The 14,201-nt window shown below is 56.6% G+C and carries 14 protein-coding genes; 7 read left to right on the top strand and 7 right to left on the bottom strand.

Features of this window, described 5'->3' with window-relative positions; genetic code table 11:
• Nucleotides 1-334 precede the first annotated feature (334 nt).
• Entirely contained in the window at nucleotides 335-1,255 is a 921-nt protein-coding gene (locus ABNH10_RS06395; RefSeq protein ID WP_349385156.1) for a DMT family transporter, read from the top strand.
• On the opposite strand, the gene ABNH10_RS06390 is transcribed toward ABNH10_RS06395, so the two are convergent.
• The 6 genes from ABNH10_RS06390 to ABNH10_RS06365 all read right to left on the bottom strand — a co-directional run bounded on the left by ABNH10_RS06390 (nucleotide 1,252) and on the right by ABNH10_RS06365 (nucleotide 8,251).
• Nucleotides 1,252-2,058: a symmetrical bis(5'-nucleosyl)-tetraphosphatase gene (locus ABNH10_RS06390; RefSeq protein ID WP_349385155.1), complete on the bottom strand. Its 807-nt coding sequence runs from the start codon at nucleotides 2,056-2,058 to the stop codon at nucleotides 1,252-1,254. The genes ABNH10_RS06395 and ABNH10_RS06390 overlap by 4 nt on opposite strands.
• A 126-nt stretch (nucleotides 2,059-2,184) precedes the next feature.
• Nucleotides 2,185-2,601 (bottom strand): Co2+/Mg2+ efflux facilitator ApaG/CorD, encoded by a 417-nt coding sequence (gene apaG / locus ABNH10_RS06385; protein ID WP_349385154.1) that lies wholly within the window; start codon nucleotides 2,599-2,601, stop codon nucleotides 2,185-2,187.
• A gap of 50 nt (nucleotides 2,602-2,651) precedes the next feature.
• Entirely contained in the window at nucleotides 2,652-3,440 is a 789-nt protein-coding gene (rsmA, locus tag ABNH10_RS06380) for a 16S rRNA (adenine(1518)-N(6)/adenine(1519)-N(6))-dimethyltransferase RsmA (RefSeq protein WP_349385153.1), read from the bottom strand.
• 59 nt (nucleotides 3,441-3,499) lie between these two features.
• Complete coding sequence (gene pdxA / locus ABNH10_RS06375; protein WP_349385152.1) at nucleotides 3,500-4,507, bottom strand: 4-hydroxythreonine-4-phosphate dehydrogenase PdxA; 1,008 nt, start codon at nucleotides 4,505-4,507, stop codon at nucleotides 3,500-3,502.
• Between the two features lie 164 nt (nucleotides 4,508-4,671).
• On the bottom strand, nucleotides 4,672-5,979 hold the full coding sequence (locus ABNH10_RS06370) for a peptidylprolyl isomerase (protein WP_349385151.1): 1,308 nt from the start codon (nucleotides 5,977-5,979) through the stop codon (nucleotides 4,672-4,674).
• Nucleotides 5,972-8,251 carry an LPS-assembly protein LptD gene (locus ABNH10_RS06365; protein ID WP_349385150.1) on the bottom strand — a complete coding sequence of 760 codons (2,280 nt, stop codon included), beginning with the start codon at nucleotides 8,249-8,251 and terminating at the stop codon, nucleotides 5,972-5,974. The genes ABNH10_RS06370 and ABNH10_RS06365 overlap by 8 nt, the downstream gene beginning before the upstream one ends.
• Before the next feature lie 90 nt (nucleotides 8,252-8,341).
• Between ABNH10_RS06365 and ABNH10_RS06360 the strand changes: the two genes are divergently transcribed.
• The 6 genes from ABNH10_RS06360 to ABNH10_RS06335 all read left to right on the top strand — a co-directional run bounded on the left by ABNH10_RS06360 (nucleotide 8,342) and on the right by ABNH10_RS06335 (nucleotide 13,201).
• On the top strand, nucleotides 8,342-9,346 hold the full coding sequence (locus tag ABNH10_RS06360) for an aminoglycoside phosphotransferase family protein (protein WP_349385149.1): 1,005 nt from the start codon (nucleotides 8,342-8,344) through the stop codon (nucleotides 9,344-9,346).
• The gene (gene murU, locus ABNH10_RS06355; RefSeq protein WP_349385148.1) at nucleotides 9,343-10,008 is read left to right on the top strand and encodes an N-acetylmuramate alpha-1-phosphate uridylyltransferase MurU; all 666 of its coding nucleotides are present in this window, start codon (nucleotides 9,343-9,345) and stop codon (nucleotides 10,006-10,008) included. Before ABNH10_RS06360 ends, murU begins: the two co-directional genes overlap by 4 nt.
• A gap of 90 nt (nucleotides 10,009-10,098) precedes the next feature.
• Nucleotides 10,099-10,773 carry a ribulose-phosphate 3-epimerase gene (gene rpe / locus ABNH10_RS06350; protein WP_349385147.1) on the top strand — a complete coding sequence of 225 codons (675 nt, stop codon included), beginning with the start codon at nucleotides 10,099-10,101 and terminating at the stop codon, nucleotides 10,771-10,773.
• Between the two features lie 192 nt (nucleotides 10,774-10,965).
• Nucleotides 10,966-11,484: an NlpC/P60 family protein gene (locus ABNH10_RS06345; RefSeq protein ID WP_349385146.1), complete on the top strand. Its 519-nt coding sequence runs from the start codon at nucleotides 10,966-10,968 to the stop codon at nucleotides 11,482-11,484.
• A 182-nt stretch (nucleotides 11,485-11,666) separates the two neighbouring features.
• A complete protein-coding gene (locus ABNH10_RS06340) occupies nucleotides 11,667-12,050 on the top strand; it encodes a hypothetical protein (protein WP_349385145.1) in 384 nt (127 codons plus the stop codon).
• On the top strand, nucleotides 12,029-13,201 hold the full coding sequence (locus ABNH10_RS06335; protein ID WP_349385144.1) for a hypothetical protein: 1,173 nt from the start codon (nucleotides 12,029-12,031) through the stop codon (nucleotides 13,199-13,201). Before ABNH10_RS06340 ends, ABNH10_RS06335 begins: the two co-directional genes overlap by 22 nt.
• A 51-nt stretch (nucleotides 13,202-13,252) precedes the next feature.
• Here ABNH10_RS06335 and ABNH10_RS06330 read toward each other — a convergent pair whose 3' ends face one another.
• Nucleotides 13,253-13,786 (bottom strand): hypothetical protein, encoded by a 534-nt coding sequence (locus ABNH10_RS06330; protein WP_349385143.1) that lies wholly within the window; start codon nucleotides 13,784-13,786, stop codon nucleotides 13,253-13,255.
• Nucleotides 13,787-14,201 lie beyond the last annotated feature (415 nt).

Genomic DNA, 14,201 nt, shown 5'->3' with positions numbered 1-14,201 from the left:
CAGAATGGTCGCATGCTTTCTATCGTACTGAAACTGAACGCATTAGTCGCAGACCGCTGTGCCCGCCAATGGCGTGCGCAAGGGCGACGGCTGTGTGACTGAACGTTTCAGTTCTGCACGAAGGCCGCAGTGTCCCTGACCTGCGGCCTTTTTTCGTTTAATGGGGAAGGTGGTAGGCCGTAAACCCGCTGCAAGTTTCAACACGGAATGGATTTTCCTGGCTGATATCACGGAGGCCGCGCACCAACATTTGGCCGCGCTTGTTGGTTTCAGAGTGAAAAAAGCTAGGACCACGCTCTCGCTTGAAACGTGTGTCTCATTTAAGGAGAACGGCATGCCAACCTTGGCAGCATATTTGATCGTAGTGGCGGTGTGGGCAACCACTCCATTGGGGATTAAATGGAGTGGTGACGCCATGGCGCCGCTGGCCGCCGCCGGTGTGCGCATGGGTATTGCTGCGCTGCTGGGGCTGGGTTGGTTATGGATAAAGCGCCAACCTTTGCCGTTGCATGCTCGCGCGCGTCTCAGCTATTTGGCGTCTCTGCCGGGTATTTTTGGCGCTATGGGCTGTAGCTATATGGCGGCGGTTCACCTTCCTTCCGGGTTAATTTCAGTGATCTTTGGGCTGGCGCCGCTGTTGTCCGGGCTGATGCTGCAAGCCCTGCCGGGTGGTTTGCGCCTTAATCGCTGGCATTGGAGCGCCTGCCTAATTGGTTTAGCCGGGTTGGTGCTGGTGTTTGATGACAGCCTGCAGGTGCTGGTCGCCGGGCAGGACATGGGCGGCCGGGGAGTGGGTTTGCTGTGGATGCTTAGCGCAGTGACCTTGTTTGCCGGCAGTGGCATTGCGGTGCAGCGAGTGGGCGCCGGGCTGCAGCCCATGCAGCAAACCGTGGGCGGCTTGCTGCTATCGTTACCCTGTTATGCCATGGGCATGGCCATTACCGGCCAGACGCTGAGCTTTAGCGGCGATTACCGGGGCCTGTCCGCGATACTGTATCTGGCGGTGTTTGGGTCGTTGTTGGGGTTCTATTGCTATTATCAGGTGTTGGCCCGGCTGTCGGCGGCGACGGTGGCGTTAGTGACGCTGATTACGCCGGTGTTGGCGTTGTCGTTGGGAAGCCTGCTCAATGGTGAAAGCTTGGGGGTACTGGTGCTGGTGGGGGCTGCGTTAATCGTGCTGGCACTGTCGTTGTTTCTGCTGGGGGATCACACGATACGCCGCCAGCTGAAGCAACTAACGAAGGCTGACGCCTAGCAGTGGCACTGAATGCGAACCAAGTCGTCTAGCCGTAGCGCAGTTAAGGAGCCTCCCCACACGCAGCCGGTGTCCAGTGCGTCGACCTTCTCGACGCCACTGTGGCCTTCCAGGGCGGCCCAGTGGCCGAACAGGATGCGGGTATCGGTGACGATTCGGCCGGGGTGCTGGAACCAGGGAATGAACCCGGTGGGGGGCGAGTCGGGCTCTCCTTTGCTGGTCAGGTCCAGCTTTGCGGCCTGATCCACAAAACGCATGCGGGTGAAGTGGTTGGTGATCACCCGCCAGCGGTCTGGGCCACTCAGCGTCTCGTCCCAGCCGGTGGGGGTATTGCCGTACATGTGAGTAAAAAATGTGCCGGCGGAGTTGCCACGCAGCACGGTTTCCACTTCCGCCGCGCGTTGGCTGGCCTGGGCCAGTGACCACAGCGGTGGAATGCCGGCGTGGGTCATCACCGCATTGTATTCCGGTAGGGAAACAAGCAGTGGTTGTTGTTGTAGCCAGCCCAGCAGTTCAGCACGATCCGGTGCGTTCAAAATTTCGCTGAGGGTGTCTTTGCGTTTGCTGGGGGTGGTGCCGTTGGCCACCGCCAGCAGGTGTAGATCGTGGTTGCCTAGCACGGTATGCACATTGTCGCGCAGGGCGTGAACGCGACGCAGGGTGCCTAGTGAGTCTGGCCCCCGGTTGATCAGATCTCCCGCGAGGAACAGGCGGTCGCGGTCGGCATTGAAGTTAACCTTTTCCAGCAAACAGTCAAATGCCCCGAGGCAGCCCTGCAGATCGCCAATGGCGTAATCGCTCATAAGGTGTTTCCGGTGATATCCCTGATACTGGAGGCTTGATGCCCGACGTTTGCGCTTTGGCGGGCTAAAACAATGATGGCCGTATCGGCCATATGTTGGGCGTCAGGCATAGGGCTTCCAGCGCATTCAGTGCAATGCATGCGGTGCGGCTAGGGTGAAGGGCGGGACTTGTGCGTCAAAGTGGATGCCGTCTTCGCTAATCATCTGGTAACTGCCGCGCATGCTGCCCACTTCGGTTTCCAGAATAGCGCCGCTAGTGTAGCGGAAGGTCTGACCGGGGGCGATGTGGGGCTGTTCGCCGATAACGCCCTCGCCATGGACTTCCTGAACGCGCTCTTCGCCATCGGTGATCACCCAGTGGCGGGTAAGCAAGCGGGCGCTGACGGAGCCTTTGTTGAGAATGCTGATGTGGTAAGCAAAGACCCAGCGTTGGCCTTCTTCATCACTTTGGTCCGGCAGAAATTCGGTTTCCACCGATACCTGAATATTGTGATTGGAGTCGCCGTTGGCGGTGTTGTCGCTGCCTTGTTCGGTGACGCTCATGGAGTGCTGTCTCCCTTGCCTTGTTCGGTGTGTGGTGCGCTGCCTTCTTCTTATGCGTCGGCTGGGCGACTGATGTTGGCCAGTGCCACGTAGTCGGCCACGGACAGTTGATCCGGGCGCAGGCCGGCATCAATGCCGAGGGCTTGAAATTGCTCGGCGCTAACCCAGGACTTTAACCCATTTCGGATCGCCTTGCGGCGCTGGGTGAAGGCCTGGGCCACCAGTTTGCGCAAGTGGCCCTCGTCGTCCGCTGGGTGGGGCGGGCTGGCGTGGGGAATTAGCCGGACCACGGCGGAATCCACCCGGGGAGGGGGGCTGAATGCCTCGGGGGGCACAAAGAAAAGATAATCCGCCTGGCAATGATACTGCACCATGATCGACAGCCGCCCCCAATCACGGGTGCCGGGGCTGGCGGTGAGCCGTTCCACCACTTCTTTTTGCAGCATGAATGTCATGTCGCTGATGGCGTCGGCCTGGGCGAGCAGGTGAAAGATCAGTGGGGTAGAGATGTTGTACGGCAGGTTACCAATCACCCGCAGGGGCTTGTCCGCCGGTTTCAGGCTGCGGAAATCAAAGCGCAGCGCATCACTTTCATGAATGGTCAGCCGTTCGGGGGTGTTTTCCTGGCGCAGCAGGGCAATTAGATCCCGATCCAATTCCACCACGTGCAAATGGGGAACGTCTTCCAGTAGTGGGTAGGTCAGGGCGCCCCGCCCTGGGCCGATTTCCACTAGGGTGTCTTCCGTTTGTAAGCCCAAGGTGCGGATCATGCGGTCGACCAAGTTGCGATCGTGCAGGAAATGTTGGCCAAAGCGTTTACGGGTGCGGTGTTCTTTCATAGCGGATCTCAGGTCAGGCCGGGTGGTGTGGCTCACTCAACGCAAGAGCGCTGGTGCGGTCAGGCATTATGCTGCGGTGTTGCCAGCGCCAGTGCTAGGCGCGTGGCGGCGATCAGACTACCCGCGCTGGCCGTGCCTTTGCCTGCCAGATCGAAGGCGGTGCCATGGTCCACTGAGGTGCGAATAAAAGGCAGCCCCAGAGTGATATTGATGGCTTCGCCAAAACCAGCGTACTTGAGCACCGGTAACCCTTGGTCATGATACATGGCGAGCACTGCATCGTGTTGCTCAAGTAGGTGAGGCTGAAAAGCTGTGTCCGCGGGAAGAGGGCCGGTGAGTTGCATGCCCTTAGCGCGCAGGTGTTCCAAGGTAGGAATGATTATATCCAGTTCTTCGCGGCCCAGGTGGCCCTCTTCGCCGGCGTGAGGGTTGAGCCCCAGTACCATAATGCGCGGTTCGGCAATGCGGTACTTGCCGATCAGGTCGTCGCGCAGAATGGTCAGGGTACGCATCAGGCTGTCGGGGGTTATTGCGGCCGGCACCTGGCTCAGGGGCAGGTGGGTGGTGGCCAAGGCCACCCTAAGCGGCTGCCCGCGGGGGGAAGCAGTGAGCATCATCACTACCTGCTTTACCCTGGCCTGTTCGGCGAGAAATTCGGTATGGCCGGTGAACGCCGGGGCGGCTCCGTCGCAAATCACGTTTTTCGCCACCGGAGCGGTAACCATGGCCGAGAAGGTGCCCTCAAGGCAGCCCTGAGCGGCACGGGTAAGCATGGTCACGGTGCCGGCGGCGGTGGCCGGGTCCGGTTGCCCGGCGATGACTGGGGCGCCGGCCGGAGTGTGCCACACAGGTAGGCAGCTTGAGGGAAGTGGTTGCCCCGGTTGCCAGTCGCCTAGTGATACCGCCAAGCCAAGCTGTTGCGCCCGTTCGCTGAGCACCAGCCGGTCTCCGATAATAACCAGCGGGGCGTCAGTGAAGGTATCCAGCAGAGATAGCACCAGCTCCGGGCCGATCCCTGCGGGGTCGCCATAAGTGATGGCGATGGGTTGGGAGGGCGTGCTAGGCATGGCTTAGGTGAATGCCTGAAGCCGAACGCCGGAGGCCAATGCTATTTCCCTGGCTTTCTCCCGCAAGGAGGAAAGGGGCCCCCCTGGCTTGCGCTGGAGGGAATAGAGTTGTGCTTTAGCACGGCCAAGCGGCGTCTGGCATCGGGGACTCGGTGTCGGGCTTCTCACAACCGAATATCCACATAGGACTCGCTGCGTTTTTCCTGCGTCCAGGTTTCCAGCTCTTCTTCAAAGCGGCGTTTCTGTAGGGCCTGGGTGGCCTGCATACGGCGGAACTCGGTGCTCATGTCTGCATCGCGGATGCCGTCTACGCGCAGGAAGTGCCAGCCGAATTGGCTTTCGAACACAGGCGATAGCTCGCCCACCGGCGTATTGAGCATCATCTCTTCAAACTCGGGGACCATTTCGCCTTTGTTGATCCAGCCGAGTTCGCCGCCATTGCGAGCGCTGCCTGGGTCATCAGAAAATTCGGCGGCGGTTTCACTGAACTGGCGGCTGCCCGCGGCTATCTCGTCGTGGAGACGAATCGCTTGCTGGTGGGCCTGTTCAGCGCTGATCAAAGCGTCAGCTTTGATCAGCACATGGCGAACTTGATATTGGGTCACCACTTTTTCAGCGCCGCCTTTACGGTCGATCATTTTGAGAACATGAAAGCCAGCGCCGGAGCGGAGTGGCTCGGAAATTTCACCTTTTTGCAGGTCGATGGCATTTTCCGCAAACAGGGTGGGCCACTGGGCGGCCGGGCGCCAGCCTAGGTCTCCGCCATCCAGAGCTTTTGGGCCATCGGATTCGGCCACCGCCAGCTGCTGGAAGTCGCTACCGTCCTTGATTTTTTTGATGATGCTTTCAGCTTGATCCCGAGCCTGGGTAATATCTTCCGGGCGGGCTTCAGAGGGTACGCGGACCAAGATGTGGCCCAGGCGAAAGTCCTCCTGGAACATCTGCTTGCCCATTTCAGAACTTAGGAAGCGGTCTACTTCCCGGTCGGTGACTTGAATGCGAGAGGCCACGCTGCGTTGCTGCAGGCGGGATATCACCATGTCTTCACGAATTTGTTCGCGGAACTGGGCCCAGTTATAACCGTCCTGACGCAGAGCTGCAGCGAAGTCTTCCAGGCTCATCTCATTCTGACGGGCGATGCCTGCCAAAGCTTGGTTAAGGCTGGCGTCGTCGACTTTGATCCCGGCCCGTTCGGCCAGCTGCAGCTGCAGGCGTTCCAGAATCATGCGGTCGAGCACCTGCTCGCGCATCACCGCCGGGGGCGGCAGTTGTTGGCCCTTTTCCTGAAATTGCAGGGCGATGGTGTTAATCCGCTCATCGAGCTCGCTGGCCATGATGGCGCCATCGTTAACCACCGCTACAATGCGATCAAGCATCTGTACTTTGGCCTGGCTCCAGGCCGGCATCATCAGCACGGCCATGGTGAGCAGGCCAAGCAGGGCGTGTTTTGCGTGCAGCGTTCTATTAATCATACTGTCTCCTGTATCCCGGAATGCTGCGCTCCAGCAGGGAATCCACCTGGCCGCCGAAGCCGCCCAGGCCGATCATCTGGATCTGGAACCAGATAGTGCTGTCCGCCTCGAGGTTGCCGTCGCCGCTGTCATCCACCAGTTCGCGCTGGCTGAGCAGTCTCAGCTTCCAGCAGCAATTGCGGTATTCGGCACCGGCCATGGTTTCCAGCGAGCGTTGGTTATCCAGGTCGTACATCCAGCGGCCAATCAGCCGCCAGTGTCGGTGAACCGGCAGAATGGCGCTGACTTCCGATTCGCGAATGTCGTCTGCCGGACGGTCGTGATAGCCCAGGTTGACGACGCGCCGTTCCCGATCGTTATAACCAATTTGGAAGTTAGAACGCTCACGCTTGTTCTCTTCCGTATCCCACTGGGCCTCAGAGTAGAGGTACCAATCCTGTGCAAAGTTCCAGCGTGCGTCGCCAATAACGGGAGTTTGGTCATCGGTGGGGTCTTCCACAGCCCGCTCGGTGATCACTTTGCGGTCTTCAAAGTAGAAGCCTTGCGCCACTCGCAGGCGTAGTTGCTCGCGGCCAGTGCCATCATGCAGGAAGCGACTGGTCAGGCCTACCGCCAATTTCTCTTCGTCGCCGATGCGGTCGTAACCGATGAAGCGGTTTTCCCTGAACAGAGAGTTATAGGAGAACGTCAGCTCGCCGGAATCGAAGTTGGGTAGTTCGCTCTGATCTTCGTAGGCGATCTTGTTCACGAACAGGCGCGGTTCCAGGGTCTGGGTGAAGCTGGAGCCGAACCAGTTACCCGCACGCTCAAAAAACAGGCCGGAATCCAGGCTGGCGCCCCAGGTCGTCAGGTCCGGGTTATCTTCTTCGTTGGCATCGACATTATCGAGTTGATACTGGGTGTGGTACAGCCGGGTGCGGGGCTCTATATACCCCCAAGGTTCTTGCAGACGCACGGTCAAAGCTGGGGCCACGTGGGCACGCATGCCGGTAGCTTTGCCGCTGTCATCGGAATCGCTACGGTCGAAAGCGGTGAGATCAGACAGCCATAACCCCTTGATCGGGCCAACTAAGGTGGGGTCACCGGTTAATTGCAGCTGTGGTAAACGCCGGTAAGGCAGATCGGCGTCGTCCAGTGTCGGGTCAATGGTCTGCCAGGATTGTAGCCGGCCCAGTACTTGCCAGGTACGCCCGTAATAGCGGGCTTCTGCCAGCCGGGGCAGGTGCGTCTGGGAGCTGATTTCCAGCCCAGTGTCCAGATCCTTGAAATAGAAGTCATCGGACACATAGGTGAAATCGGTCTCCAGGCTCCATCGGTTAATGTCGCCATTGTGAGTCCAGCGCCCGACTTGGCGGTTTTCATCGTCGAATTTGCGGTCGTTGAACAGTACCCCGTAGCTGAGTTTGCCTTCGCCCCAGCGCGACAGGTAGCGCATTTCGCTGTCCAGGCCGCTGCCTCGGCCATCGATATAGCGAGGAGCAACGGTGGCGTCGAGTTGTGGATGCAGGTTCAGGTAAATGGGTTGGGAAATATCCAGCCCTCCGCTATCCCCCACGGAAAGGGTGGGAAACAGCAGGCCGCTCTTGCGACGGTCATCGATGGGGAAGGTCATCCAAGGCAGCCACAAAATGGGCATGTTCTTGACCTTGAGCACCACGTTGTTGGCCTCACCCCAGCCATTATCTCGGTCCAGAAAAATATGATCGCCCTGCATTATCCAGCCGTTGGAGCCGGGGGCGCAGGTGGTATAGGTGCCGTGGGTGATGGTGGTGGTGTTTTGTTTCAGAAAAACATAATCGGCATTGCCGCGGGCGCCATTGTCGAACAGGGAATAGCGTACCCCTTGCAGGCTGCCTTCTTTGCGGCGAGTCTGGCCACTCATGTTGTTGGCGATAAAGGTGGCTCGGTCGCTTTCCAGGCGCATACCGTTTTCAAGTTCGAATTTGCCAGTGGCTTGATCAAGCTCGGCAATATCGGTGGTAATGCGGCGGCCGGGTTGTTCAATCAGGACATCGCCGTCTAGGTTGATTAGGCCGTCCTGGGTGAGCGTGGAGTGATCGGCGGTGATGACCGTATCACTGCCTGTCACCGGCATGCCCACACGGGGGTTATAATAAATACCGCCGCACCACTCAGGTATCGCCCGCTGCTGCACAGCAGGGAACGTGGCCATCTCTTCGCGGTCAACCCAGTTCAGGTCGTTTTCCGCAAGGCTAGCCCCTGAGGCAAGCAGCAGGGCTGGAATCAATAATCGAGGTATGGGCAGTGGCATCAGCTGCTCAGAACAGGTAAAAAGGCCGCTTTATGGTGGGCCGGCTTTCCGTCCCACCAAAAGCGGCAGTGTAATCTAACAAGGAAGGCAATGCAGCCTGATAAAAGTAAATCCGGCGTAACCCCGGACCCGAGAAAGCAGGCCATCGACCAGTGGGTAAGCGATTATCTGGGTGAATCTGTGGCTGGTGAGCCCGCATCAGCAGATGCCAGTTTTCGCCGTTATTTCCGTTATTTCCATGGGAGTAGCAGCGTAGTCGCTATGGATGCCCCGCCGGAGCAGGAAGATTGCCGCCCCTTCGTGAATATTGCTGAGCGCCTTAGGCGGGCAGGCCTGCACGTGCCGAATATTCTTCATCAAGATTTGCAGCAGGGCTTTTTGTTGCTCAGCGATATGGGCACACAAACCTGGCTGAACGCCCTGAGTGAGGCTAATGCCAATGAGTGGTACAGCGCTGCCATCGATACCCTGATTACCCAGCAATTGCACGCCGATACCGCCGGGCTGCCGCAGTACGATGAGGCATTGCTGCAACGGGAGCTGGAGCTGTTCCCTCAGTGGTACCTGTTCCGCCATCGCGAAAAGGTGGTCACCGGAGAGCTGCGCCAACGGCTGGATCGGGTGTTTGATGTGCTGATTGGCTCAGCCTTGGCGCAGCCGCAAGTCTTTGTGCATCGCGACTATATGCCGCGCAATTTGATGGTCTCCGACCCGAATCCCGGGGTGATCGATTTTCAGGATGCAGTGGCCGGCCCCATCAGCTATGACGTGATCAGCCTGTTCAAGGATGCTTTCCTGAGCTGGCCGGAAGAGCGCGTGCTCAGCTGGTTGCACGAGTATTTCGACAAGGCCACGGCGGCAGGGCTGCCGGTGCCGACGGATTTCGATACTTTCTTGCGCGATTGCGACCTGATGGGCGCCCAGCGTCATATTAAAGTGATTGGTATTTTTGCGCGCATCTGTCACCGCGATGGCAAGCCCAAGTATCTGGGCGATGTGCCGCGTTTCTTTGCTTACCTGCGCACGGTCATCGCCCGGCGCCCGGAGCTGGCGGACTTGGAATGGGTGCTCGATCAGCTGGAGGACGATGCGTGAAGGCCATGATACTGGCCGCCGGCTACGGCAAGCGCATGCGCCCGCTCACCGACCACACCCCCAAGCCGCTACTGCAGGCGGGGGGCAAAGCACTGATCGAATACCATATTGAAGCGCTGCGCGATGCCGGCATTGAATCCTTAGTGATTAATACCGGTTGGTTGGGCGAGAAGCTGGTGGCCTTCCTGGGAGAGGGTGCTCGCTACGGCATTCCCCTTGTTTACTCCCATGAAGGTACACCGCTGGAAACCGCTGGGGGCATCAAGCGAGCGCTGCCGTTGCTGGGCGATCAGCCGTTTGTGCTGATTAACGGAGATATTTGGACCGATTTTGACCTGACTCGGCTAGTGGATAATCGCCCGGACCCGGTGCATCTGGTGCTGGTGAATAACCCGGAACATCACCCGAAAGGGGATTTTCATCTGACAGACGCGGGCCGCTTGCGCGATAATGCCGAGCCTAAGCTCACCTACGCCGGCATTGGCCGTTTTGACCCTGCCATTTTTGCGCAGTTACCCAACGGTGAAGCGAAGCTGGCGCCGGTGTTGCGTGCGGCCATGGCCGACGATGCGGCCAGCGGCGAGCATCATGCAGGGCAGTGGTGGGATATCGGCACCCCGGAACGTCTCGCCGAACTGGATCGACTGCTCAGCGGCACCTGATCCAGTGCTGAAATTGATTGTTTTGTGAGATCGGTGCAATCACCGCTCCACAGTGACGCTGTCACAACACATGCATTTTAAGGAATTGTCATGCCCAAGCAGGACTATCTGATCGCCCCCTCCATCCTTGCCGCCAACTTTGCCCGTTTAGGCGAAGAGTGCGATGCGGTGCTGGCGGCCGGCGCCGATGTGATCCATTTTGACGTGATGGACAACCATTACGTGCCTAACCTGACCATCGGGCCCATGGTCTGCAAGGCCCTGCGCGACCACGGCATCACCGCCCCCATCGACGTGCACCTTATGGTCAGCCCGGTGGATGAATTGATCAGCATGTTCGCCGAAGCCGGGGCCAGCTACATCACCTTTCACCCGGAAGCCAGCCAGCACGTGGACCGTTCCCTGCAGCTGATTAAGAGCTATGGTTGCAAGGCTGGGCTGGTGCTCAACCCGGCGACACGCCCGGATTGCCTGGAATACGTGATGGACAAGCTGGATATGATCCTGCTGATGAGTGTGAACCCGGGCTATGGCGGCCAGACGTTTATCCCCTCTACCTTGGATAAAACCCGCGCTGTGCGCCAACTGATCGACGCTAGCGGCTACGACATCCGCCTGGAAGTGGACGGCGGCGTCTCTGAAAAGAACATCCGCGAAGTGGCCGCTGCCGGCGCCGATACCTTCGTGGCCGGCTCGGCCATCTTCGGTAAAGAAAATTACGCCGCCGTTATCCAGCAAATGCGCGACCAGCTGGCGCAAGCGTGAGTTGAACGTTTAATGTTGGAACTCGCAGGGCGCCCTCTGTTCTGATCGTACTGAGACCACGTCCATTTTGTGGTCGGGGGGGGCGAAAGCGTATCCGCGCTTCAACTTTTCACGTTGCTCTTTCAATAGCCCTCTGGAACCTTCTCGCGCTCTGGCTGCCTCATTCCTTAAGTCAGCCATCGCTATCACGCTATGCCCTGTTATTCCGCCCACTCTGTCCGGCTTCCCGCCCTATTGTTGCTGTTTGTTAGCCTGGCAGCGTGTGGTTTGGTGCCCGCCGAGCGATCTTCCCCGCCTAAAATTGCCGAAGCACCGTTGCAGCTTCCGCCCCAGCAGGCCCTGATCCTCGACAGCCTGCTGGCCCAAAAAGAAGATTGGCAAGGCGTGCCCTATCAGTACGGTGGCCTCAGCCCCAAAGGCGTGGATTGCTCCGGCTTTGTCTACCTTACCTTCCTCTCGCAGCTGAACATGAAAGTCCCGCGCACCACCTCCGCATTAATGCAGGAAGGCGAATCCGTGGCCCGTAACCAACTGACAGTGGGCGATCTGGTGTTCTTCAAAACCGGGCCGGGGAGTCGCCATGTGGGGATCTACATGGGCGGCGACGAGTTCATGCATGCGTCGGTGAGTAGTGGCGTCATGCAGTCTTCGCTTAATAACCCCTACTGGAGTCAGCGTTATTGGAAGGCCAGGCGGCTAGTGACTCGTTAGCCTGCCTTGTCATGTCTTACCAGCATTCAAGCTGGAGTCGTTGGGTGTGTTACATAAATGCGTAGTGATTGAGCTATTGTTGTTTTTGAAGGCGAGAAGGGCATGGAGCATGAGGTAAGACCAGCCCCGGCCTGGGTCCAGAAAATAAGAGGCCGCGGGCAGAGGTGTACTTCATTTGGGGGATGTTTCAGCAAATTTCGATTGCTACGATGAGATACAACTTTTTATATCATCGCTGGGGAAGACTAGGGGAAGGGCTGGTGATCGGGATATTACGACTGTTGGTTATTGGCATAACCGCAACGGCCGCTATTCAAGCTAATGCTTGCGGCAAAGTGGAATATGAGGAAGCGGAAACCGCCTGCATGCCTGATATCAATGATTGCAGGCAGAAGGCGCGTAAGGGGGATTACGCCGCTAGGCACCGTTTGGCTGTGCTTGAGTACTTTGGCTCAGAGCCCATGGGCATTGATGAAAACCCCAAGTCTGCACTTAGAAAGCTGACTAAATTGTCCAAGGAGGGGTATCCGGATTCTTCTCTTTTTTGCATTATCGGTATTCCGTAGGCCAGGCCCACACGACCAATCCCTTTACCGGTGAGAGCACAGGGAAAGCCAAGTGCCCAACCAACCCGAAAGCCAATAACCGCAAAGCAGAGCAGTTTTATTGGGATGCCGTAGCCTCACCAGCTCGTCCAATTTCTCGTGACGCTCTTTCCTTGCTCAGTCATCGCATGGATAAGGACCCCAAGGTATTGAATGACGAACGTGCGCAACAACTCATTCATGAAGCTCTTGCGGAGCCAGAAGAATACGCGGGCTTTAATAATGCCTATTTGAGTGCTCGCTTTAGACTTCTGGGGGACAAGAAGGATTTGTTGGCTTTGGCCCATAACGTGCTGGAAGCCGGTGATGCCTCGAAGCGGGTTTACTATCCTGAGCAAACGCTGTTTCAGTACGGCCGAATCAATATTGCTTCTGCGAGGTTGGACGACTTCTATGGTGAGCACGAGTTGATTCTTTATCTTGATCAGCAGGCAAATGCGGGTAGCGCAACCGCAGCCCTGATATTGCACGACTACTATAGCAATCGGGATGAAGCCAAAGCTAAAACCTATAAGGCACTTTCGGCACAGAATGGTTTTATCGGGGCTCAGAGAGAGCTGTTTACGCTAAAAACAGAACAAGGACGCGCTTTTGCCGCAATGGCTGCGGAGAAGGATGCTGAGAAAAAGTTTCTCCTTGGCGTTGGCTATGCTGTTGGCTGGCAAGGCGCCCCCAATATTCCTGACAAGGGGATCCCTTATCTCAAACAAGTGGCTTTTGGTGGCAAGGGAAGCGACGGTAGCGCCTCAAGCGATTATTACAAGAGCTGGGCTGAACGGGCGGCAAGACGTCTCGCCCTTTTTCTCGGCTGTCAGGGACGCTTCAAGGACAAGTTAGCGGCGTACTGCAGCATCGAAGATGCTTATGCCTTTGCCCGCCTTAGCGATCAGGATAGCTATGTGGAAAAATACAGAATAACGATGACGGCCCAGCAAATAGCAAAGGCAGAGGAGCGTTATCAGGAATTTCAGCGTCGCCACGATGAAAATATTCTTATGGCCAAGGTGGCACGTTACGAGTTTAAAAGTGCTATCGAAGATAAAAAAATCGCCAACCAAAAAAGATATGGCGAGGCCATGAATGCGCGCTCCCGCAGCATGACTGGACAGTGAGTGGCCTCAGGTCAAGCCTCACATTTCACGGGTCTCCATGTCTTTTGGGATTCAGTGCTTGGAAGATCCAGTTCTAAGTAATTGCTCAGAAATCCGCTGGATACTTGACATCACCATGCAGGAAAAAAGGAAGAGTATGAAAACGTAGGCGCCGGCTATAAGAACTCGATCCACAGAGCCGGGCTCCCCTTCCTGAACCGTAAAGTACATCGTTGCCAAAATGGCACCGACAATGGCTCTGACAATACCTAGTATGGAAAAGCCAATCTGCATCCAAAAAGCATGGAATCGATGAAGTGTATCCTTCCACTCTGCATTTAATCTGGCGAAAAAATAATTAACTATCATAATAAAAATTTGAACACCTAAAAGACCAAAAAAATAATAAACATAGGGGTTGGATGGCATCAGGTTTTCAAGGTGTGAAAGAAAGCCCTTTTTCCCTTGTGAATAATAAAACCAAATCGAGGGTAAAAAACCAAGAATTACTGAATAGAGAATTTCATTAAATGCAAGGGTGCGTTTGTTTACATTGGCAAAGCGCTGCACACGGATCAATGGTGAAAGAGGGCTGTGTAGTTTCATGAAACTTCCCTGTTAAGAAAGCAGCGAAAGTAATCATTCAATGTTTGGCAGTCAAGCTAAGAAAATTTTCGGTAAAATAAAGAAAGATGAAAAATAATATAGCAATTTTCGTACATAAAAATCCGCTAAATCGACGTTTTTACTGGGGCACGGTAGAATTAGCCAGCTTCTAGTCAGAGGAGTTAATGGAGTAGATGGTGGAGCGTTATCACATCAGCAAAGAGCCTTCGCCGGAGGGGTTCCACGAGATCCACAAGCATGGTTGTGGGCTAGTTCCCCCCCCGAGGGGGTGTAATCCCCCCGAAAATTAATCGAGGTTTTGAGTAGAGACTTTTACACTGATCGCACAAGGAGCGAATGATGAAGAAGTCTCGATTTTCCGACAGCCAAATCCTGGCGGTCCTGAAGCAACACG

The organism is Alcanivorax sp. (genome assembly GCF_040119285.1).
Lineage (GTDB): Bacteria > Pseudomonadota > Gammaproteobacteria > Pseudomonadales > Alcanivoracaceae > Alcanivorax.
Note: the sequence above shows the minus strand (reverse complement) of the source record. Positions and strands in the feature narration are given on the sequence as shown.